The 21634-nt window shown below is 36.9% G+C and carries 17 protein-coding genes and 1 riboswitch; of the genes, 2 read left to right on the top strand and 15 right to left on the bottom strand.

Annotated elements, in window-relative coordinates; genetic code table 11:
* Nucleotides 1–14: 14 nt before the first annotated feature.
* Nucleotides 15–101: riboswitch (cyclic di-GMP riboswitch) on the bottom strand.
* Nucleotides 102–342: 241 nt separating this feature from the next.
* The 11 genes from ACK4M9_RS02420 to ACK4M9_RS02370 form a co-directional block, all read right to left on the bottom strand.
* The gene (locus ACK4M9_RS02420) at nt 343–1800 is read right to left on the bottom strand and encodes a methyl-accepting chemotaxis protein (RefSeq protein WP_409847530.1); all 1458 of its coding nucleotides are present in this window, start codon (nt 1798–1800) and stop codon (nt 343–345) included.
* A 260-nt stretch (nt 1801–2060) separates the two neighbouring features.
* Complete coding sequence (locus tag ACK4M9_RS02415; protein WP_409847528.1) at nt 2061–4364, bottom strand: ATP-dependent DNA helicase; 2304 nt, start codon at nt 4362–4364, stop codon at nt 2061–2063.
* A 229-nt stretch (nt 4365–4593) separates the two neighbouring features.
* Complete coding sequence (locus tag ACK4M9_RS02410) at nt 4594–5511, bottom strand: hypothetical protein (protein ID WP_409847527.1); 918 nt, start codon at nt 5509–5511, stop codon at nt 4594–4596.
* A 126-nt stretch (nt 5512–5637) separates the two neighbouring features.
* On the bottom strand, nt 5638–6291 hold the full coding sequence (locus ACK4M9_RS02405) for a M48 family metallopeptidase (protein WP_409848264.1): 654 nt from the start codon (nt 6289–6291) through the stop codon (nt 5638–5640).
* A gap of 110 nt (nt 6292–6401) precedes the next feature.
* Nucleotides 6402–7748, bottom strand: coding sequence for an MFS transporter (locus tag ACK4M9_RS02400; RefSeq protein ID WP_409847525.1), 1347 nt, complete (start codon nt 7746–7748; stop codon nt 6402–6404).
* A 273-nt stretch (nt 7749–8021) separates the two neighbouring features.
* On the bottom strand, nt 8022–8645 hold the full coding sequence (locus ACK4M9_RS02395; protein WP_409847523.1) for a nitroreductase family protein: 624 nt from the start codon (nt 8643–8645) through the stop codon (nt 8022–8024).
* Between the two features lie 191 nt (nt 8646–8836).
* Nucleotides 8837–9103: a hypothetical protein gene (locus ACK4M9_RS02390; protein ID WP_409847521.1), complete on the bottom strand. Its 267-nt coding sequence runs from the start codon at nt 9101–9103 to the stop codon at nt 8837–8839.
* Between the two features lie 205 nt (nt 9104–9308).
* Nucleotides 9309–9791, bottom strand: coding sequence for a PaaI family thioesterase (locus tag ACK4M9_RS02385; protein WP_409847519.1), 483 nt, complete (start codon nt 9789–9791; stop codon nt 9309–9311).
* Between the two features lie 242 nt (nt 9792–10033).
* On the bottom strand, nt 10034–13141 hold the full coding sequence (locus ACK4M9_RS02380; protein ID WP_409847517.1) for an efflux RND transporter permease subunit: 3108 nt from the start codon (nt 13139–13141) through the stop codon (nt 10034–10036).
* Nucleotides 13142–13165: 24 nt separating this feature from the next.
* Complete coding sequence (locus ACK4M9_RS02375; RefSeq protein WP_409847515.1) at nt 13166–14521, bottom strand: efflux RND transporter periplasmic adaptor subunit; 1356 nt, start codon at nt 14519–14521, stop codon at nt 13166–13168.
* Between the two features lie 210 nt (nt 14522–14731).
* The gene (locus ACK4M9_RS02370) at nt 14732–15472 is read right to left on the bottom strand and encodes a YheC/YheD family protein (protein ID WP_409847512.1); all 741 of its coding nucleotides are present in this window, start codon (nt 15470–15472) and stop codon (nt 14732–14734) included.
* A 362-nt stretch (nt 15473–15834) separates the two neighbouring features.
* Between ACK4M9_RS02370 and ACK4M9_RS02365 the strand changes: the two genes are divergently transcribed.
* Nucleotides 15835–16269 (top strand): hypothetical protein, encoded by a 435-nt coding sequence (locus ACK4M9_RS02365; RefSeq protein ID WP_409847510.1) that lies wholly within the window; start codon nt 15835–15837, stop codon nt 16267–16269.
* A 164-nt stretch (nt 16270–16433) separates the two neighbouring features.
* Here ACK4M9_RS02365 and ACK4M9_RS02360 read toward each other — a convergent pair whose 3' ends face one another.
* Nucleotides 16434–17540, bottom strand: coding sequence for a YheC/YheD family endospore coat-associated protein (locus ACK4M9_RS02360; RefSeq protein WP_409847509.1), 1107 nt, complete (start codon nt 17538–17540; stop codon nt 16434–16436).
* A gap of 209 nt (nt 17541–17749) precedes the next feature.
* Between ACK4M9_RS02360 and ACK4M9_RS02355 the strand changes: the two genes are divergently transcribed.
* Nucleotides 17750–18007, top strand: a complete 258-nt coding sequence (locus ACK4M9_RS02355; RefSeq protein ID WP_409847507.1) for a hypothetical protein — start codon at nt 17750–17752, stop codon at nt 18005–18007.
* Nucleotides 18008–18158: 151 nt separating this feature from the next.
* Here ACK4M9_RS02355 and ACK4M9_RS02350 read toward each other — a convergent pair whose 3' ends face one another.
* From ACK4M9_RS02350 to ACK4M9_RS02340, 3 genes are read right to left on the bottom strand one after another with little or no spacing between them, the layout of a single operon-like run.
* The gene (locus ACK4M9_RS02350) at nt 18159–19490 is read right to left on the bottom strand and encodes a hypothetical protein (RefSeq protein WP_409847506.1); all 1332 of its coding nucleotides are present in this window, start codon (nt 19488–19490) and stop codon (nt 18159–18161) included.
* A 4-nt stretch (nt 19491–19494) separates the two neighbouring features.
* The gene (locus tag ACK4M9_RS02345; RefSeq protein ID WP_409847504.1) at nt 19495–20598 is read right to left on the bottom strand and encodes a DUF58 domain-containing protein; all 1104 of its coding nucleotides are present in this window, start codon (nt 20596–20598) and stop codon (nt 19495–19497) included.
* Nucleotides 20599–21570, bottom strand: coding sequence for an AAA family ATPase (locus ACK4M9_RS02340; RefSeq protein WP_409847501.1), 972 nt, complete (start codon nt 21568–21570; stop codon nt 20599–20601).
* Nucleotides 21571–21634: the final 64 nt, after the last annotated feature.

The following is a 21634-nucleotide window of genomic DNA, read 5'->3' as shown; positions in this document are numbered from 1 at the left end:
TCAGCTAATTCTCCTTTGGTAACTCAGCCACCTTAAGTTTAATAACCATTAGGTCTGAAGCTTTGCGTCCTTACCTTTCAGTAAGTTTGCCATTTCAATTGAAATATTCTTTTAGGTAGTATACAGCTTTAAAAACTAGTCTTTTAGTCTCGAGTGTTACAAGAAAGTCATTTAATAACTACTTCTATTTTACCATAAACGTTGTAATATGAGTAAACTTAATTTGTCTAATAAGTAAATTACCTAGTTAATATAACCTATTATAGATAAATGTATTATTTAATAAGGTGCCAGGCACCAATGTTGCATTGGTGCCTGGCACCTAAATGATGGTACCTACATTTATATTAGGTTTGTTGCACGCTCTGTTGTTTCTTGCATGTATTCGGCGATCTTCTGGCTATCAACATTAATGCTTTCGATTGTTGCGCTCATTTCTTCAAGACTAGCAGCTGTTTCTTCGATTATTGCAGCAAGCTCATTTGTCGACAATTCTACCGATACCGATTTTGTTTTAACATCGTCAGAAAGCTTTTGAAATTGAGCAAATGTGGCATTTAATTTAGCTAACGTCATCGAAAGTAATTTAAAGGACTCGTTCGCTAAGTTTGTCGTTTCTACGCTGTCTTTGATTTTCGTCGTACTATTTGCCATTTTATTTACAGCGCTTTGGTTACTAGTATTTAATTCACGTAAGTTTTCCGTGATTTTCTCTGCCGTTTGATTCGTCATTTCTGCTAAATTGCGGATCTCTGATGCAACTACTGAGAACCCCCGTCCAGCCTCTCCAGCCCGGGCTGCCTCAATTGAAGCATTCAACGCAAGTAAATTCGTTTGCTCGGAGATTTGCTTAATATTATCAGTGAATGAATTCGTTTCTTCTATTTTTCTCGTTAAAATAGCAAATGTGTCATTTAATTCCTCAATAACTAGTTTCATTTCTTCCATTTCACCAGTTAGTTCATTAATCTTTAGTTCTCCATCTTTCGAAACGGTTGCTGCATGCTCAGATTCCTTTAGTAATGTTTTTGAAACTTCACCAAGTTGATCCATAGATTCTCTCGTTTCACTAGCAGTTTCAGCTATTAACGAGATTTGTTCACTTTGCGTTTGGCTTCCAACCGACACTTCATTGATTGAAGATTGCATTTCTTCTTGAGCTGCGACACTATTTTGAACTTTTCCATTTGCATTCATCAAACTTTCAACGATTACAGCAACTTCTTTCTCTAAATGAAGCTTTTGCTGCTCTTTCCTGCTAGCCTCGTGTTGTGCTTCAGTTAGAAACTCCTGTAGTTTTGAGAATTGATCCTGAGCCAATTTTGTTATTGTTGCTAACAAAACTCCTGTCAAAATATAAATAAGCAAAGTACTTACAAATAAATCTTCATAATTATCATAAATCAAGAAAAAACTGATCAGCATCACAAGCCCATATCCATAACCAATTATCAATAGTATCTTGTTAAAGTGCAGAACAGAGAAAACACTTAAGAAAAAGATAATAATAATGACTGACATATTACTAGAAATTCCAGCTATCATCGAATAAAACGTGAAGCTATATATCGTCACAATACTTAAATATGAGAATAAAGTAACTTTCTTTAACGTTTTATTTACCACAAAAAATAATAGAGAAAAGACGATCAATTGGGAACCATAAAAAATGGATAAATCGATATTTTTATAGATTAGACCATATAACAAGCCTACAAAAATCGAAAAAGAATATGTATAGAACATGATTGAATTCTTTTTCGTAGTATCATCTAATTTCATTTTTTTAACTAATTCCATAACAAAACCTCCTAAGTAGTATCTAAGTTGTACATAGTAAAAATATGATACCATATGTTTCGTCTCGTTAATATAGGGATATTGTCGGAAAATAAGCTATTTTGTCGAAAAAGGTCAGGTTTCGTAATTGCGATTAGTAAAAACCTTTATTTTGTAACGACTTTATTTATAAGTCTCACTTAAAAACATATAAATGCTAGTTTTCCAGCCTAAACAGGGTTAGTTTTTCTTATAGGACAACCCCTTGCTAAGTTGATGAATTAAAGCTTTCTATAATTCTGCCACTCACTAGGTAATAAACTTCGATATTTAGTCGACAAGTAACGGTCATCCATCAGAATGATCACTCCTTCATCCTCCTCCGAACGAATTAGCCTTCCGCCTGCCTGATGAACTTTATTCATCCCAGGATAAACATAGGCAAAATCAAAGCCATGATACCCTTGTAGGGAATAATATCGCTTCATCAAATCTTGCTCCTCGGAAATTCTCGGGAGACCTACACCAATAATACAAACCCCATTTAAACGATCACCGCGGAGGTCTACACCCTCAGAAAAAATACCGCCTAACACGGCAAAACCAATTCTTACTCCAGAAGATATAGGTTGAAACTTAGCTAAAAAAGCTTCTCTTTCTTCTTCAAACATCGCTTGCGCTTGAACAAGTAGCTCAATTTTTTCAGTACATGCAACTTCCTGATATTGTTCTAGCACTTGTGCCAAGTATTCATAGGAAGGGAAAAAAACTAAGTAATTTCCTGTACGCTGATGAAATATTTCTTTTAAATCAATGATGATTTTATCAATTGATGCAGGACGTTCTTTGTACTTCGTCGATATCGGACTTACAATTACCTCAACCTTGTTTTCATCAAACGGTGATGGTAAATCTTGAAAATAATCAACGTCTTCACCTCCCAATACGGTTTGAAAATAGCCGAGGGGATGTAACGTTGCCGAAAAAAAGATCGTCGCTTTGGTTTTTTTTGTTGCGCTCCGAATTAGTCTAGAAGGATCAATACATAGAAGCTTGACTTCGACCTCGCTTTTGTAGGTCGTTACCAACGTCCGATAATGGTCATCATACATACTCGCAACTCGACAAAACGCCTGCGCGACGTAAAATAGATCTTTTACGACATTGTAGTGGTCTTCAAGATGATTTCCCAAATCAGATAGCCAACGATCACCAAGATCGACAAACTCCTCTACCAAGTGAACAACGTGTTCTGGTAACTCAAGAAAGTCAAACTGATCCTTCGCCATTAGTTCCTTTTTCCATTGTAGCAACAGGTCATTTATGGCTTTTGTCGCTTGGTAAAGGGGTTCATCGTTCCCTTTCAGTATCCGACTCGCTTCTAGAAAAGCCGATTTAGAAAGCACTGCAGAAAACATCGCTCTCGCCCGATCGACCAAATTATGAGCTTCATCGATTAGCAACACCGTTTCTTTATGGTACTCGCTCCAGCGTACCATTTTAACCCTAGGATCGAAAAAATAGTTGTAATCGCAAATGACCGCATCTGCGTGTAAGGCAACATCAAGTGAGAACTCAAATGGACAAAGTTGATGTTTCCTCGCATAAGTCTCGATTGTTGTCCTGTCTATTAATTGTTCCTTTGTTAATATATCGATTAAGCCTTCCTTAAGGCGATCGTAGTAGCCTTCAGCAAAGGGACAATGCTCTTTTGAACAATAGACTTCCTCTTGAAAGCAAACCTTTTCCTTCGCTGTGATAGTAACCGTACACCAAACAAGCCCGTTCTTATTCAACAATAAAAAGGCCTCTTCTGCTACTTGTCTAGTAATCGTTTTTGCTGTTATATAAAGAATTCGTTCAGCTTTTCCTTCACCTACCGCTTTGACCGTTGGGAAAATCGTCGACATGGTCTTCCCTATCCCAGTCGAAGCCTTCGCAAACAGCCTTTTTTGTTCGGTAATCGTTTTATAAACAGCCTTCACAAGATCGCGTTGTCCATGTCGGTAAGTACTGAAAGGAAATGATAGCGCAGAAATACTCGCTTGGCGATTGGACCTTTGCGTAAATCGTATATGTTGAAAATGAAGATAATCGTCCAATAGTTCTTCTATAAAGATGGTTAGTTCTTGTTTGGTAAACGTGTCTTGAAAGGTGACAGTTTCTAGGTTCTGTCTACTGGCATAAATGAGATGAATATCGATTTGCTCAAGGTTATTTTGTTTTGCATACACATAAGCGTACACCATCGCTTGTGCCCAATACGTCGGATTGTCCTCTTTTCTTATGTTCACTAAAGTCCTTGCTGTTGATTTAATTTCTTCAATGACAACACCAGTTTTTTCAGTAATAATTCCATCACATCTGCCATGAACGGTAACGGTGAAACCATTTCGTGTAAACTCCTCTGTTAATGTCACTTCTTTTTGATAATTATCTTCCCGATCTTTCTGCAGACGTTGGTGCGTTTTTGTGCCCTCTTCTAAAATATGAGCGCCACCAGCACCCATTTCGATACTACCACTCATCATCACAAACTCGACTAAATTTCGTACCGAAACTCTTAAATTATTTTGGTCCATCATTTATTCACCTATTATTCTTTTTTTAGAAAGTAGAGTAACATTTTCCACTCATTTAATTTAAAGTGAAGCTAATTCGATTATAACGAACGTTAGTTCTTTTGTCAGGGGAATTCATACAAAACATAAAAAGCGTATCCTTCAAGAATATAAGAATGAAGGATACGCTTTTTTATTTTCTAGTCTACTCGTTGCTTAATTAGGATCAATAATAAACATAGCACCTTTACAATTAATCAGAAAAAATCTCTCTCTCAAAAGAATTACCATCACTATAAATAACTTTCAAAACTAAGCTCGTATACTCGAATTTTTCATTCGGCAAATTCGGAAAATTTTTATGATAATGAAAACCGTGCTCTTCTATATCCCAATTTGAGTCATGATCAGCTTCACTAAAATCTAACTTTTCTTCTTCGATTAATTGCCCATTTTTATATTTATTTAAATAAGCATCTTTTAGAAAAACTTTGCCATTAGATGGCATTGTCAAAACTGATAGATGGAAACCCTCATCATAGATATCAACAAAGGTTTCAAGACTGCCATAATAATGGTTCCCTAAATAACCAATATTATCTGTAATGATTTCTCCACTTTTTACTAAATCATTTTTTGAAACGGTGACATAATACGAAATTTCACTTTTATTATAGTCTCTCATGTATCCCTCATCAATTGCATCTGCTTCCATATTCGTACTGCTTCCCACCGAAACTGCTGTATACCACTCAGGCTCCAATTGAAAATCAAAAGGAATACTCACTTCAAATAACCCTTTTCCAATCTCAACAGCAGGAGCTGAACTATATTTTGGGTCTTCACCTAATTTGTAATGAAAGACAACTTCAGAATTAGTTACTAACTCTCTTATTTGCCAGTTAAAATTCAACTGCATTTGTCCGGATCCTAGGTTTTTATTTCCAACTTCCATTCTTACCGGACTAATCCAACTTTGCTCCCTCTTAAATTCTTCCAATATCCCGTAAAAATTACTAGCTTGATCTTCTACAGTACTCCTAATATCATTTTGACTATAATAAATTGAATTCACCTGATTTTCAAAATCGCTGAACCTTAATAATAAACGGGCGTTTATCAATAAGCTAATTACCAATAAGCCGACAATTATCATTTTAAAAAACTTCATTGATTACCCCTCCCAAAACTTTCTTATTTATTAATAACGCTTCATAGCATAAAAAGTTTCATTATAGTTTTGCATAACAGAGGTGCCAGGCACCTAATTTGAAATCAGATGGTGCCTGGCACCAAATTATAGGGTCATATTTTGTCCATGCCTTGCTAGGTATTCTTCTTTTTTCTTATAATCGGGAACAATACTGCCAACACGCCTCCAAAACGAGCGATCATGGTTCATATGAAGAAGATGACACAGTTCGTGGACAATGACATAATCGATAACCTCGATCGGTGCCATCGCAAGTCGATAATTAAAGCAAATTTTCTTATCGGAACTACAGCTTCCCCATTTGACTTTCGACTCTATGACATCAACGACTTTTGGCTTTACGCCTAGTTGTTTCTGATAAATTTTAATCCGTTCTCCAATGATCTTCTTACAGCTAGAAAAATAAAATTTTTTTAAGACTAGTTTTAGTTTCTCTTCCTCTGTTTCACTAGTTTCTATTAATTCATGAAGAAAATACTCCTTGCCAAGATACAAAAACTTGCCTTGATCATGATACTGCCTTTGCTTTGGACCTTCTTGAGCTTGCTTAATTTTCTGTAATTTCTCTAAGATCCAACTAGCTTTTTGCCTGACAGCACTTTTGATCATTTCTTCCGTTGCCTCTCGTGGGACTTTAACTGTAATAAAACCAGTCGAACTTAGCTGAATAGAGAGCTTTTTTCTCTTTCCATATTGAACATCAAACTCGATGATGTTATTTTCATACTCAATTTTCATCATTCACCATCATTTCTAATAATCTTAAAACGAGCCTCATCCGTAATTATACTAGCAGTTGTAAAAAGAAAAAAGGACACATTAGCATAAATAGCTATTGCATCCTTTCATCAACCCTCCACGATCAATCTTTTTTTAGTTTTTGTATATAAACCGAATACCGAAAATGAACTCAAGATGAGTACGATTAAGACGATGAAAATGTATTGATAGGTCATATTTTGTGCTAACATTAACCCGGTCATTGTTACCCCAAACGCTCCGCCAAAAAATTGCAACAATTGCGCTAATCCAATACCCGTTCCGATTTCTTCTTTTGGTAAAATCCTTGAATACTCGTTAGAAACACTTGACGTTAGCGCAGAAAAGCCAACACTCAGAAACATATAGGTGAAAAGAATAAAACCAGGTCCAATCTTTGCTGTCGTAGCAAATAAGACGGTTGATATCACAAAAAGGCTTTGACCGAAGACAATGACAGGGATATTTCCGAAGCGATCGATGACGCGCCCGATAAATTGAGCAGCGATCGCCGATAATATTGCTCCAGGAAAAATAATCAAACCAACTGCTGCCGGTTCTTTACCAAACACGGTAGTTAGAATAATTGGCATCAAAAATAGTGCCGTAAAATGTAGCACAAATGCGATAAAGCCGATATAAAGCAATTTCGTATATTGCCTATTTTTCAATAGTTTTGGTTGGATAAATGGCAACTCAATTAATTTTAGATGTCTCCATAATAGTCCTGCTAATCCTACCGTAACAACGAGTAAAATAACCGAATACGTGGAAAGAAACAACAGAAATCCTGTCACAGCTAATCCAGTTAGCACAGCACCAACTAGATCAAATTGGCCAACCTTTACAACCTCTTTTGGTAATAATCTCATAAAAATAGGCATTAACAAAAAGACAAAGCCAGTAACAACAAAAAGATAATTCCAGCCTAAGTATTGGGTTATAATTCCACCTATAACGGGTCCTAGACCGAAGCCTAGTGACGCACCAGAGGATATATATGCCATTGCCTTCCCTCTTCTTGAAATTGGAATATAGCGACTAGCTAGCACCATCCCTAAGCCTGGAACTGCCCCAGCTCCAGCTGCTTGTAAAATTCGAGCCATTAAGATCAAATAAAAATTACTAGCAAAAAAACCGATCACCGAAGCTATCCCTAGGATCATAAGCCCGATCTGCAATAGTCTTGCTAATGGAATGAAGTCCGACAATCGACTGTATGTTAACGTCGCGATCGCAAACACGATAGAATACCCCGAAACGATCCATGCAGCAGTTGCTGATGTTAACGAAAGATCAAATAGCACATTCGGCAAAGCTACATTAAACATTGTTGTATTCATCACTACTAACCAAACAGTAAAGCTCCAAAACAGGACAATCTTATTTTCTGGCAAACTCTCAGAAACTTGGCTTACCGCGTCATTTGAAGACACTATATTCACCCTCCTGCAAATCCCTCTACTATATAATGCTATTCTACAATCCTCACATTTTATTCAAAAACACGGAATGATAATAATGAAAATTTGGTTCTCTGTTAAATATATGGTACAACAACAATCTATATCGAGCCTAAAATCAATTAGACAAAAGACAGGGTGACCCAGGAGTGGTCAGGCCACCTCAAGAAATTTCTATATAAATATAGATAGTACTTGAGGCGTCTGAACCCTATTTTGAGTCACCCTTTTTTCAATCCTATTCAATTAAAACGTATTTGAGATGATCATATCTTCGATTGGTTTTCGAGCCGATTGATGAGCTGGCGTTGCAGCTTTACCTATCGTCAGAAGCATGACAGGCACGTATCTGTTTGGAACTTTAAACACTTGAACAAACTTTTCCTTATCAAAGCCCCCCATTGGACAAGTGTCATAGCCCTTCGCTTTCGCTGCTAACATTAATTGCATTGCAGCTAAAGAGCCATTTAAAAACGCTTCATCACGTGGGAACGTCGTATCACCTGAGTAAGCTTTATTAATTTGACCAACTAACGTAGCTTTGACATGTTCTGGCATGAATCCCTTTTCCACCGCAGCACCATAAATACCTTCAGCTTCTTTATTTGCTTCTAAGTCACCTAAAATCGCCACCGTCACCGCGCTATCAACAACTTGCCTTTGATTGTACGTGATTGGTAGCAACTCCTCTTTTTTCTGTTGCTCATCAATCACAAGAAAACGCCAGTGCTGTAAGTTCCATGAAGATGGTGCTAATGCAGCATACTGTAGCAGCTCATGTAACTCCTCTTTTGAAATTGCAACACCTGGCTCATATTTTCGAACTGAATGTCGTTCTGATAATGTTTGAAATAAGGTAAGTTCTTGCATTATTAATTCTCCTTTAATTCTATTTTCACTTTTCCATCTTACCGAATTTCGTTTGATATAGGAAATATTTTGCTTGTAAATCAAAAAAATCGCACCAGATCTCCGTTTGGAAAATCGGTGCGTTTTGCTTTGTATCCGGTTTAACTGTCCTTTACAATACTCTTGGTTCGTATAACTATCTATTTGAATTCTTATGAGTTCGTAATACAAGCTTTTCCTGTATAATTGATGCCAGCAGGTCGTATCTTACTTTTATCAATTGAATTACACCCTGTCACAGCATAAGTCATTTTGCATTTTGGGCAGTTTGTGACTAGCTTGCCAAATGTGAAAACTTCGCCACATTGACATGTAATCTCGTGGGTTACTTTCGGTGGCTGGTTTTCTTTACCTTTGCTCATCACATGATCAACAATCGCCTTACCATCTTCTAATTTTGAACATCCGCAACAACTCATAGAGGGCCTCCTAATTATGTGTAATTAATCTTTCGCCTAGTTATATAATAACGGAAGCAGAGGCTATTTTGAGTATTGGATTGTGGCAAAGCGATGAAAAAAACGGTCAAGCCTAAAATAATTGATTTCTTGGTTAAGAAAATAATTCCAGCGGCACTAAGTTTCGCTTTTTTACAGACCCTTTATTAAGATTCAGAAGAAAAGTTTACAGCTGTTGGGACGCAAATGTACTCGGCATGACTACTGCAACCACTTCTCCTTTAGCACATAGTACGTCCTGAGCATAAACCTCTGTATGTACTTTCCACTTTTTAGGGTGGATCTCCTCAACCGTCCCGATTGCTTTTAATGGAACCCCTTGTGGCGTTGGTTTTAGAAAGTCGACGTGTAAAGATGCAGTCACAAATCGTGGGGGCGTTCCCGTTCCAACTTCATGACCATTTTTTTGATGCAATGCCAGTGATGATGAACCAGTTCCATGGCAATCAATTAACGATGCAATTAATCCTCCATAAACAAAACCAGGAATAGCTGTATGCTCTGGTAACGGCTCGTAAATGGTAATCGTTTGCTCACCTTGCCAGCCTGTACGAAAATGATGACCACTATTATTTAACTGTCCACAGCCATAACACCAAGAAAAATCTTCCGGATAACTATCTTGAATTGCATTTACCACCTTTTCCATTTACATTCCTCCATTTTCTTTTTTTGTTATTTTCAGAAAATTATACCATATTTATCACAATTTTCCCATGGGAAATGGTAGCGAATACTATGTCAGCAGCGCTTTTCCAATAAAAAGTTGATAGGACTCTGTTAAAATCAAAAACTATCATAACAGAAAAAAGGTATCTTCAAAGGTCTTCACCTTTAAAGATACCTCCATAGAAGTTAGTGGATAGTTTGACTTCACTACAATTTGAATGTTTATATTGCTTCGCTTTTCTCCTTTTTCTCACGCATAAACAAGTTTTTCCACCAGTTTGTAAATTGGTCTGTATAGATGTAGATGACAGGGACAAGTAGCAAGGTGATAAATGTCGAGAATGTTAGTCCAAAGACAATAACAGTTGCCATAGGCGCTTGAAGCTCTGCTCCTTCACCTAGCCCAATCGCAAGTGGTAGCATCGCTAAAACTGTTGTTAACATTGTCATCAGGATGGGACGTAGTCTTGTCGGACCCGCATCTAGAATAGCTTCTTCTATTGTCATCCCTTTTTCTCTTAATTTGTTAATATAGTCCACCAAAATGATTGCGTTATTAACGACAATTCCCGCTAACATTATAATTCCAATAAAGGCTGGCGCACTTAGCGGTCGCCCCGTTAATAAGAAGCCTGCCATAATTCCAATGAATGTCGCTGGAAGACTAAACATAACAATGAATGGATATAATACTTTTTCAAATTGGAAGGCCATAACTGCATAAACTAGAAAAATTGCTAGCGCTAATGCAAGCACTAAATCGGTAAATGCCTCCATCATCTGTTCATATTCTCCACCTGTATGATAATCATAACCTTCTGGGAAAATATATTGATTTAATTCAGCTTCGATATCAGCTATGACACTTCCTAAGTCGCGGTCAATAATATCCCCAGAAATAGATACACCTCGCGATTGATTTTGACGAGTAATCACATTTGGCCCGTCAGTCTGCACAAAATCTGCGATTGTTGATAGTGGTATCGTATCTCCTGTTGGCGTTAATAACGGCAGATTTTGCAATTGCGTAAAGTTTTCACGAAATTCTTCTGGTAAGATCACTGAGATACTAATTTCCTGACCTTGCGTTCGCATGAGTGAAGCGACTTGACCATTAATACTACTTCTGACAGTATCCATAATTTCTGCGTATGATAATCCGTATTGATTAGCTAGATCTCGATTAACCCGTAGTTGCATCTCCGGTCTTGTTTCTCCCATCGAATGGGTAATGTTTGCTGCCCCGGGGACTTCACTGATGATATTTGCTAAGTCATCTGCAATAAACTTAAGGGTTTCTAAGTCATCACCCCTGATTTCAATATCGATCGGGTTCCCACCCATACCATCACTTTCAAAAGATCGAACCGTAAGATCAATATTTGGGATCGTTTCTGCGAAACTACGGAACTCCTCAATGACTTGGTTAGTAGTAACTTCTCTATCATTAGTAGGTATTAGACGAATATAAAAATTACCTCCATTTGAGCTTCCACCTCCCATACCCATCATACCTCCACCACCTATCGTGGTTTGAACCACTTCAGTGATCCCTGTATCAAGTAAAAAGGCTTCTAACTCTTTGACTGTTTCCCTCGTTTCTTCCAATGTTGTCCCTGGAGGTACTTCAAAGCTCGCCGTAATCTCTCCTTGGTCAAATGACGGAATTAATTCCATTCCCACAAATTTAACCGTTCCAAGACTTGCGATTAATAGAAACAGCGTTCCAAAGACAATCGTTTTTTTATGATTTATCGACCATCTTAAGACATGACGATATCGATTGTTTAGTCTCTCAAGAAGATCACCAATGCTTGCCATTAGTTTCCTTATTCCTTTAGGGTCTTCTTCTACCTTCATATCAGGTAATAATAAGCCTGATAACATTGGAACTATTGTCAATGCAACAACTAATGAGGCTATTAATGTAAATCCGACTGTTAGTGCTAATGGCAAGAATATTTCTGCTGCAATCCCTTGTGTGAAAACAATCGGTACAAACACAACCATACTTGTCATCGTAGAGGCTATAACTGCAGAGGATACTTCTGATGCACCTTTAATCGCAGCATCAATTCTACTATAGCCTCTTTCTCGATATTTATAGATGTTTTCTAGTATGACAATCGAGCTATCAACTAGTAAACCAATTCCTAACGCAAGTCCACCTAGGGTAATGATATTAATAGTTTGACCTGAAAAATAAAGTAGCGTAAAAGCTGAAATAACTGCAATCGGAATCGAAAGTCCAATTATTAACGTGCTTCGAAAGCTTCTCAAAAAAACTAATAAAACTAAAATCGCCATTGCTCCACCTAGCAGCATATTCATAACAACACTACTAATAGATCCTTTAATGAAAAGAGCGGAATCCATAATAGTTGTTAAGGTAACACCTTGTGGTAATTCTTTTTGAAGGCGTTCAAGTTCTTTGGAAACTAAATTAGATACATCTAATGTATTTGCGTCAGTTTGTTTTGAGATATCAATACTGAGAGTTGGTTCTCCGTTCACATACGCAAACGATGACATCTTCCGAAATGTATCTTTAACTTCTGCAATATCTGTTAGCTTAATAGTCTGACCAGTTCTTGTACGAACATTAATATTCTCTATATCGGAAATTGATCGAAATTCACCAACAATCCTTAGCGACATATCTTGGCCACCACGCTTAATTTCACCAGCTGGTGCACTCAAGTTTTCCCCACCAACAATCTGGGCTAGCTGCGAAACAGTTAGACCGTAACGTTGTAATAAAGTTAAATCAGGTTCAATAATGATTTCTCGTTCCTGTCCTCCAGTTAAATTAACAGAAGCTACACCTGGAATCCGTTCAATTCTAGGGATAATAAGATCTTCTGAGATATATGTCAATCTTGTCAAATCCGTCTCAGCCGAAATACCCACCTGGATGATTGGCATTTGGTTAGGATCAAAGCGCATTGGCGTAGGATTTCCAGCACCGTCTGGTAGTGCTTGTCGGACGATGTCGATTCGGTCACGAAGGTCCAGCATAACTGCATCCAAGTCAGTATTAAAATCATACATTAAAATAATCAATGACTGATTTTGAGTCGATATTGACTGAAGCGTTGATAATCCTTCTGTGGCCGTTAGTACACCCTCGAGAGGTCGAGTAACTAAATTTTCAACCTCCTGCGGTGCAGCACCATTATAAGGGGTTGAAACGGCAACAATTGGTAATTGTAAATCTGGCATTAAATCTACTTTCAATCCAGTGAGCGATACCACTCCTAACATAATCATGACGAGAGCGACGATAATGACACCGACTGGGCGTTTGACAGATTGTTTTATTAAACTCATGTATGTTCCTCCGTTTTTTTCGACCTAATTATCAGTCTCTTCGTCCAAAGAAGAATTAGTTTCTTCCTCAGTAGATTGATCGTCGTTTGAAGTATCTAATTGCTGATCAAACTTCTGCCCAACATCATTACGAATATTAATAAACGCTCCATCATAAAGCTGATGAGTACCCCTTACAACTACGTATTCACCTTGATTTAACCCGCTTTGCACACTAAACCACTCTGTCGTTTCGCCATTAATCGTAATTACACGTCTTTCAACGGTTGCCCCATCACTAGTTACAAAGATGACTCTCTCATCATTTTCAATTGTTACCGCTGTAACAGGGACAAGGATTTCCTTGTTTTCAATCGATGGACTTAAAATTACCTCTGCAAGCATCCCAACTCTTAAATTGTTATCTGGGTTCTTTAAGACTATTTCAACTGGATAGGCACGTGATTGCTCTGCTGGCATAATGCCAATATAAGTTATCCGTCCCTCATACGTTTGATTTAGTGAGCGAATTTGAACCTCTACTTCTTGGTCAACTTTAATATTTGCTAACATCGCTTCACTTACATTGAGGTGAACAACAGGCTCATCCATTTGAACAAGTTGTAATAGTGGCATTTGAGGCGATACGATTGCCCCTACACTCGTTGTGAAATTTGAAATTTGACCATCAATTGGTGCTGTTACTACGATGTTTTTCTTTTGTTTCTCTGCCATTTCAACTGCAATTTTCGCTTGTTTAACCGAAGCATTTGCCGCATCAATTTGTTCAGTTCTCTTTGCTTGCGCTAATGCCATTTCAGCCTGTTCGGCAGCTGTTTTTGCTTGTTTAACATCTGCTTCTGTAGGCATATTACTTTGTACTAAACGATTAAGCACTTCTTGAAGTTCTTCTGGAATTTCATCAAGAGCGATTTGTTCAGTAGTTTGGGCACCTTGAAGCATTGAATATAGTTCTTTTGTTTGCGCGACTTGAATTTCAGCTTGACGTATACTCTGATCCCTCATTGCTTTTGTTCCACTTAAATTTGCCTCAGCTGCTTCAAGACCAGCACGAGCTTGGGAAACATTTAGTTCAATGTCGGATCCATCAATTTCGATTAGAATATCGCCGCGTTTCACGTTGTCTCCGTTTTTTACATGGACTTTTTTCACTTCACCAGCAAGCATAGGAACAACAGCTAACTGTTTACCCGCCATCACGTTCCCAGATAGCTTCAACTCACTAGTAAGAACGCCCTTTTGAATTTCCACAATTTCAACTGGGTGACGATTTGGTTCTTCTTTTTCTTCCGCCATCGTTTGATCATTTGTATTGCAACCTACTAAAGCTAGTAATCCGATGACTAGAATTACGAAACTTAATTTCTTTTTATAAGCCATGTTTTCTTACCCCCGTTTTTTAAAAATTTCCGCAGCAAAAACTGTTTACTTTTTATCACATTTGCAATCTTACCATTTCAAAATGAACAGAATATGAACAACAAGAACTTTTATTTAATATGCGTTTGATATCTAGCTAGAAATTACCTATCCTATCTAAAAAACGACTACCTAAAAGGCAGTCGTCAAGTCTTGTATTTAATTTGGTAATTATTTTGAAGCTTTTTTTCGTTTAAAATTTCTTATTTTATTTAAAGTCTTTTTATCTGCTAACATACGAAAATAGGCAAGGTTAGGATTAAAGTTAGCCTCAAAAAGCCATGGTTTACCCTTCTTATCTATACCAATATCTATCCCATATATGCGGTGCTTTGGGTAAACGCTAGACAGCTTCTCGGCTGTCACAATGCTAATTTCTTCAATTAATTTTATTAGTTCATTATAGTTCATTTTTTTAATATTTGAATCCTCTAATGCTTTGTCTACATTCATGACTTTACCTGCTGTATTCGTTATAAAATATCTCTTAGATGCAACTTTTGCTACCATTCCAGTTATAGCCCATGTTGGTGAGTTCTTTTTTCTTTGTACCATCACTCTAAGGTCAAAAGGAGCACCACCAATTTCAGCTAAACTTATCGCATGTTGGACGATGTTTTCATCGCTTATCAAATACCTTTTTACGTTTTTATATGTGTCAAATCTTCCATGAATACAACGTTTATTCATCTCCGAACAGAACTCGTATTTATTTCCTTCTATTTTTTTAATTTTAAGTACTCCATTTCCCCAGCGTCCTCTATTAGGTTTCACAATTATTTGTTTATTTCTATCGAGAAGTTCCCAAAAACTAGACTCATCCAATGGCTTTGTCTCCGGTAAATAAGCTTTTAAGAATTCCTCGTCAATCAAAGTGGTATATTGATCCCACTTTCTTCTACACCTCTTCATGTTACTCTCACTCATTTCTGTTTTTTCTATAGGATATTCTCCAATTATTTATCCTCTTGTATATATGTCTAGAATTAGAGGATGGGCGTCTGAAATTCAAGCATTACGTTTTTAATTAATTTATCTAAATATAGAACATTGCCCATTCTCTTAAAAAACTTAACAATATACTACTACTAACAAGAAATAAGTAGTGAGAAAATGGCAAAAAGACCTTTTTGTCCCCGCTCACTAGGGTTTTTTCACAATTCTTTAGCACAGAAGAGTTCTCTGATAGCGAAATTTGTGACGCTATTCAATGTATTAGTGCTAACTCAGAATTCTTCAATCAACTTTTACTGACGGAAACTAGCTGTGCGGCAGTGCTAGTTGAATGTCCAGAAACTGAAGAACTTGAAGAATGTGCAGCATTCATTAGAGAGTTATTAACCGAAAGCGGTGCAGAAGATGCTTTGACAGAAGTTTGTGGTCCTGCTTTCCCTCCAGTTTTGAACTCGATACTGCGACAGTATCTCGCAAATTTACTGAACGTCTGTAATTCCGCTGAAACAAGATTCAGTTGTGTAGGTGGAGTATTATTGGGGTATAGAGTCAATTTGACTGAGGAACAAGCTGAAAATTTAGGATTTGCACCTGACCAATGTGTAACAGTAGAAGAAATACTAGATTTAGCGGAAGAAGTCCTTAATGCCTGTGGCATTACCTATTCAACAGCAACACTAAACACACTTGCTGATGTTTTGAATTTTATGGCACAAGACGCTGATGTCACTATTATTGAACCAGTTTTCTGCTAAACTAACAAAAACGAAGGTAGAGCCATAAATCGGACTCTACCTTTGTTTATTTTCCCAAAAAGAATTAGGGAATAACTCTTTTTTGGGGCATATGGTCTTTAACATAATTAACGTATCGTTGTTAAATTGGTTTGCTCGCATCAGTACAATTTTTTACATAAACCCTAGGTTAATTTAGCTAAGTGGTCTGCATAATTGAGAAGTGATTTATTTGCACTAATATAAACATCAAGTTCACCGGCATCTATGGCCATTTTGTGCCTAGGGTTTCTATGGTTCATTTCAATAATCCATAAATTCCTATTTCGATCTATCGCTAAATCAATTCCTAAATTCCCCAAATTACCATTAGTGCCACCGTATTTTTCCATCAACTTTGCTGCATCTATTGAGATTTGAGTCATCTTCTTTCTAATTTCAACCGCTTCATTCCTTGGTATCGATAATAAATTTTGCAGCGCTGGGTTACCACTCTTAACCATGCCGGTGTTGCTAACAAGCCCACCTCTTCTACCTTTTCTAGCTATTATACCTAAATCCTGCCACTTTCCTAACTCGTTTTTCACTGCTATTAATCTAAAGTCAGTCGGTCGCGCTCCAATATATAGGTCAATGACCTGTTGAATAATATACTTACTTTTTTTGTCTTTGAAATATGCAATTAGCTCTTTTTTATTTAAATATGACGATTTTTTTTGATTTTTAGTAAAACTAAAGTCTATTTTATACAATTCTTCATGTTTAGAAATTTTCATAATTCCCCTACCAAAACTTCCAAAAATCGGTTTAATATAAGCTTCTTTATTTTGTTCCAAGAAATTGATCAGATCTTTATCTGCTGTGAGTAACTGTGTTTTCGGTAAATAGTTCCTAAGCACTTGGTTATTTGATAACCATTGGTACATTTGCCACTTATTAAAAGTGAAATTATTGATCATTTTCCGCCCTAAAATTCTCCTAAAATACCCTTTCCATTTACGATTTAACGAGATTCGATTGATGATGGCATTAGGGATCGGAAATGTTGAGGGTATCCATGTTTTTTCCGACGAACAGTATAAATAACCTTGAATAAATTGTTTATCTCTATCTATACCTTTGAGTGAAAACACAGCTACTTGTCCATTGTCACAGAGTTCCGCAAGACTCACCAAACTTTTCAAGGATCTTCTTAAAAGCCCATTTGACTTTGCTACTAATAAACCGATCAGGCAAACTCTCACTTTGTTTTCTCCATTTTTGTCAAGATTGTTTCTAGTTGAATCGACCATAGAACTACTCCTCCTTTCAAGTAACCGTAACTCCACAACTGCAATGTTTAATATAGTTTATGTACTAAATTTTAGTATCGAGTGGACAGAGCATCCTATAACTTCGCCTTTTTAACGTGGAGAAACTTGCAACTTAGGTTAAATAAACAAGCACGAAGTTAACTGAAACATATAGATGAAATTAGCTTAACAGAAAGGAGGTTGAGAAGATGGGAAATAACAACAATAACACTTGTCCTGACAGTTGTTGTACTGGTGATGAAATCTTATGTATTGGAATTCCGTGCCCAATCGACATTGTTCTTCTAGGCATTGAACTTCAAGTAGAATTACCATGTGTAAGATTAACTTCTCCAGGTACGTTAACTGGTGATCAAGTTCAACAGTTGCTAGGAGTCCTTCAAGGAATCCTAGGTGCCCTTGGAAATCTTGGTGCAGCTGAAAATCTTGATAACGGGGAGGAATAACTAATTAAGAGAGCCCTTTACAAAAGGGCTCTCGCACCAAAAATCTCATATCACCCTACTACTGGTGATATGAGATTTCATTGTAAAAAACTCATCTTAGGATCACTTCTTAATAGAGATTTCCCATCACTATCTCCTTTTTTTAAGTCTTTTACAATTCTTTTCTCTCAAGTGATTTTAAAACCTTGGAAACTTCAGCTATCTCCTCGTTTGTCAAATGTTGTCTTCCATATCTCGCTTTACCATAGGCATCCAGTAATCCTGTTAAATACGGGTGTTGTTGGTTAGTCATCGCTTCGATTATTTGACTCGGGGTATGCGATGCTTTGAAAACAAAACCTTGTTTTACTTGCTCGGTAACCAATTGACGGTAGACGTATCGTACCTTTTGGGGATTAGATAAGTCTTCCCACTTAGGCTTGCGCCTGAACAACACATCTTTTAACCATTTATTTGCTTGCTCTTTTTTATTTTGACGCCATTGTTCAAAATTAAAGAGACTCTCCTTTTCATCAACATATTGATAGTCTTGCTCATCGTCCCGATGTTTCAAATTGAAAATTTTAGTTAGAAATTTTTTGAACCAATGAAAACCAGTTGTTAACCAAGGACCTAACTTTATTGCTATAAAGACTAACAAAGTTATGGTAATCAATATGAACCCTACATAAAAAACAAAAATTAAAATCTTTTCTGCTATAAGCGCTAATTGCGAAGTTCCATCTCCTACAAAAACAGGCAAGGCTTCTGTTTGAGGAAGGGGGACAATTGCTTCTTCATCAGGTGGATCATTTTTGGTAATAGATAGCAACCAAACTAACACTTGTCTAGTTACTTCAATCATTTTTAAAAATAGTATTTGGACAATTTTTAAGTTTGTAATAATGGCTATTAAACTCAACATAGCTATGATAAACGCTCGGTTTTTAGCTTTGATTACCTTTGATACAAATGGTTTCTTTTGCTTAGAAAGAGTTGAAGAATACAACGAGTGACTATTCGATATAAAGAGAGCGGTAACCACCATAAATATGCAAGTCCATGTTATCAAGCCAAGATACGAATTCAGTACTTCAATATAGCGATAAAAAAAATAAGAAATAAAGTAGACCGAAAAACCAACCCATAATGAAGATAGTGTCATCTCATCCTCAAGATCACGCTCAGCATAGATAATCGCACGAAAGGTAACAATCCAGCACATCGCAAAAACGATCAACGAAGATAATTGCCCCTCATAAAAAAAGGCTACGAAACTAACGCTGACAATAGAAGTAAAACCGAAATAGATCACCCTTATCTTAGCTTGAACGAATATTCTAAAGACAATCGCCAAAAACGTTATAATCGGCAAACAACCAATTAATATGAGAGGTTTATTTGTAAAATAAATAGCAACGAAGAGAATCACTGGTAAGAAAGTAATATACTCAATAAAATTGTTTAACCATTTTCTAAAAATGGTACGACCTTTATTGGACAATTCCTCACCTCCTATCTTGTTCATTATTGAGCATTATAATTTCAACTTGATTGCCTTGATTTTCGATAGCAGCAATCGTTTCCTTTATTGCTGGAGTTAAAATTAACGTAATAATAAGTACATCTGTTTTTATGAGTTTATTAATATCTTCTTGTAAAAAACGATTGAAATTCATACTTCGATCCATCTCTAGCCTAGCCATTGTTTCATAAATAAAAGCGAGTTGGTAATCACCAGTTTGCGGCTTTATCCGAACCGATTTTTTAATAGTTGGCGTCGAACCGTCTGGATCATTAAGGTAAGAGTTACAACCAAAGCCAGTGCTTACCCCCTTAGAGATCGCCATTTGTGCTATCGAAGCTGCACACGAAATCCCCTTTTCAATTAACTCTTGGTTGAGTATCGGCAACCAAATATCATCAGTTTCATCAAAATTAAGGTAAATCATGAGATGGTGGTCAGCTGTATAGTCTTTCTTACTAACTTGGAGACTACTAGTTCGAGCTGTCGCTTTCCAATTTATTGAATTTAAAGGATCACCATAGCAATATTGACGCACACCAGCGTTCAGAAAAGGATCTTCGATGATCCATCTTTTAACTAAGACTTCCCCGAGCCAGCTATGAGATGGGAGTGGTATTTCCTCTATGGAAATGAGTTCAGGATAAACTGTCACGGCTACTTCTGCCTGTACACTTTCAAATCGATTATTCAAACCCATGACATCCCCTAGTGTTATTGAAACTGTTTTCAGTCGGTAGTAACCTCTTTTTTTGCAGCTAACTTTATGTCTTCTCGTAATTTTTTGATAAGGACCAAAGCTGAATAACGTTCGGTGATACTCTTCGCTATTTTCATCCATTGACTCTTTATGTTTTCTGGAGAATTGTAAATTCTCATCAATCCTTGTTTCTAACCGTACCCATGGGATTGGTAACAATTTATTATTTGAGATTTCATCAATCATTTCAAAATCTTCTCCCGGAAATACAGCATCTTTATTAAAAGATCGAGTATACTCAATCCGGGTTAATCCCCATTTGCTAAAAATAAAATATTGGAAGCTGATCACCAGTAAAGTAGTAAGAATAAACCAAACGATACTCATTTACGATTGGAACTCCTTGATAAACTCTGCTTCGGTAGGAACTGGGGTTGCTTCTAAAATTTCGTCTAGGATTGATCCAATTTCATTACCCTTGGATATCAACATTGGTTTGATGATAAGCCGATGACCTAATACAGGTTTTACCATTGCTTTTACATCATCAGGACTGACATAGTCCCGCCCCTTAAGAATCGCATACACTTGGACTGCTTTTAGTAAGGCTTGACTCCCCCTTGGGCTAATTCCTAACTGAATTTTTGGAGAAACCCTTGTTTTCTCAATAATGTCGATGATGTAATGAAGCATGTCTTCACTTACGTGTACTTTTGAGTAAAGCTGTTGCACACCAATAAGCTCATGCTTACTAGCGACAGGTTCAATTTCTTCTAGTGGGTTATTTTCTTTAAATCTCTTTAATATATTCACGCCTTCTTCCTTACTTGGGTAACCTAAATTTACTTTTACTAAAAAGCGATCAAGCTGAGCTTCAGGTAATGGAAAGGTCCCTTGACTTTCAACGGGATTTTGAGTAGCAATGACCATAAAGGGCCGTTCTAAAGAATGTGTCTCACCGTCGATCGTTGTCTGTCTTTCCTCCATACATTCTAATAAACTAGATTGCGTTCTCGGAGTGGCTCTGTTTATTTCATCAGCTAAAACGATGTTTGAAAAGATAGGTCCTGGGCGGAATTCAAAATCTCCTTGCTTAGTATTGTAAAAATTGATCCCAGTCACATCTGTCGGTAGTAAATCCGGTGTAAATTGAATTCGTTTAAAAGAACAATCTAACGACTTAGCTAAAGATTTGGCCAATAACGTCTTTCCTGTACCGGGTACATCCTCTAAAAGAACATGTCCAGAAGAAATTAAGGCGACAAGAAGGTGGTCGATCGCCTCGTCTTTTCCAATGATAACTTTTTGAATATTAGCTTTTACTTTCTCTGCAACTTCTTGAATGTCAGTTACGTTCACTAGCATTTCTCTCCCTTAATATAAATTCCCCTATTGTCTTATTTTGACAGTAACCACGCAATTG

This window comes from Anaerobacillus sp. (assembly GCF_046314235.1).
Lineage (GTDB): Bacteria > Bacillota > Bacilli > Bacillales > Anaerobacillaceae > Anaerobacillus.
Note: the sequence above shows the minus strand (reverse complement) of the source record. Positions and strands in the feature narration are given on the sequence as shown.

Excerpts from the sequence above, each read along its gene's own strand:
- ACK4M9_RS02375 (WP_409847515.1), bottom strand. The coding sequence starts at position 14,521 with ATGGCTTATAAAAAGAAATTAAGTTTCGTAATTCTAGTCATCGGATTA.
- ACK4M9_RS02415 (WP_409847528.1), bottom strand. The coding sequence starts at position 4,364 with ATGATGGACCAAAATAATTTAAGAGTTTCGGTACGAAATTTAGTCGAG.
- ACK4M9_RS02410 (WP_409847527.1), bottom strand. The coding sequence starts at position 5,511 with ATGAAGTTTTTTAAAATGATAATTGTCGGCTTATTGGTAATTAGCTTA.
- ACK4M9_RS02390 (WP_409847521.1), bottom strand. The coding sequence starts at position 9,103 with ATGAGTTGTTGCGGATGTTCAAAATTAGAAGATGGTAAGGCGATTGTT.
- ACK4M9_RS02380 (WP_409847517.1), bottom strand. The coding sequence starts at position 13,141 with ATGAGTTTAATAAAACAATCTGTCAAACGCCCAGTCGGTGTCATTATC.
- ACK4M9_RS02355 (WP_409847507.1), top strand. The coding sequence starts at position 17,750 with ATGGGAAATAACAACAATAACACTTGTCCTGACAGTTGTTGTACTGGT.
- ACK4M9_RS02420 (WP_409847530.1), bottom strand. The coding sequence starts at position 1,800 with ATGGAATTAGTTAAAAAAATGAAATTAGATGATACTACGAAAAAGAAT.
- ACK4M9_RS02345 (WP_409847504.1), bottom strand. The coding sequence starts at position 20,598 with ATGAGTATCGTTTGGTTTATTCTTACTACTTTACTGGTGATCAGCTTC.
- ACK4M9_RS02395 (WP_409847523.1), bottom strand. The coding sequence starts at position 8,645 with ATGCAAGAACTTACCTTATTTCAAACATTATCAGAACGACATTCAGTT.
- ACK4M9_RS02385 (WP_409847519.1), bottom strand. The coding sequence starts at position 9,791 with ATGGAAAAGGTGGTAAATGCAATTCAAGATAGTTATCCGGAAGATTTT.
- ACK4M9_RS02360 (WP_409847509.1), bottom strand. The coding sequence starts at position 17,540 with ATGGTCGATTCAACTAGAAACAATCTTGACAAAAATGGAGAAAACAAA.
- ACK4M9_RS02405 (WP_409848264.1), bottom strand. The coding sequence starts at position 6,291 with ATGAAAATTGAGTATGAAAATAACATCATCGAGTTTGATGTTCAATAT.
- ACK4M9_RS02370 (WP_409847512.1), bottom strand. The coding sequence starts at position 15,472 with ATGAAGAGGTGTAGAAGAAAGTGGGATCAATATACCACTTTGATTGAC.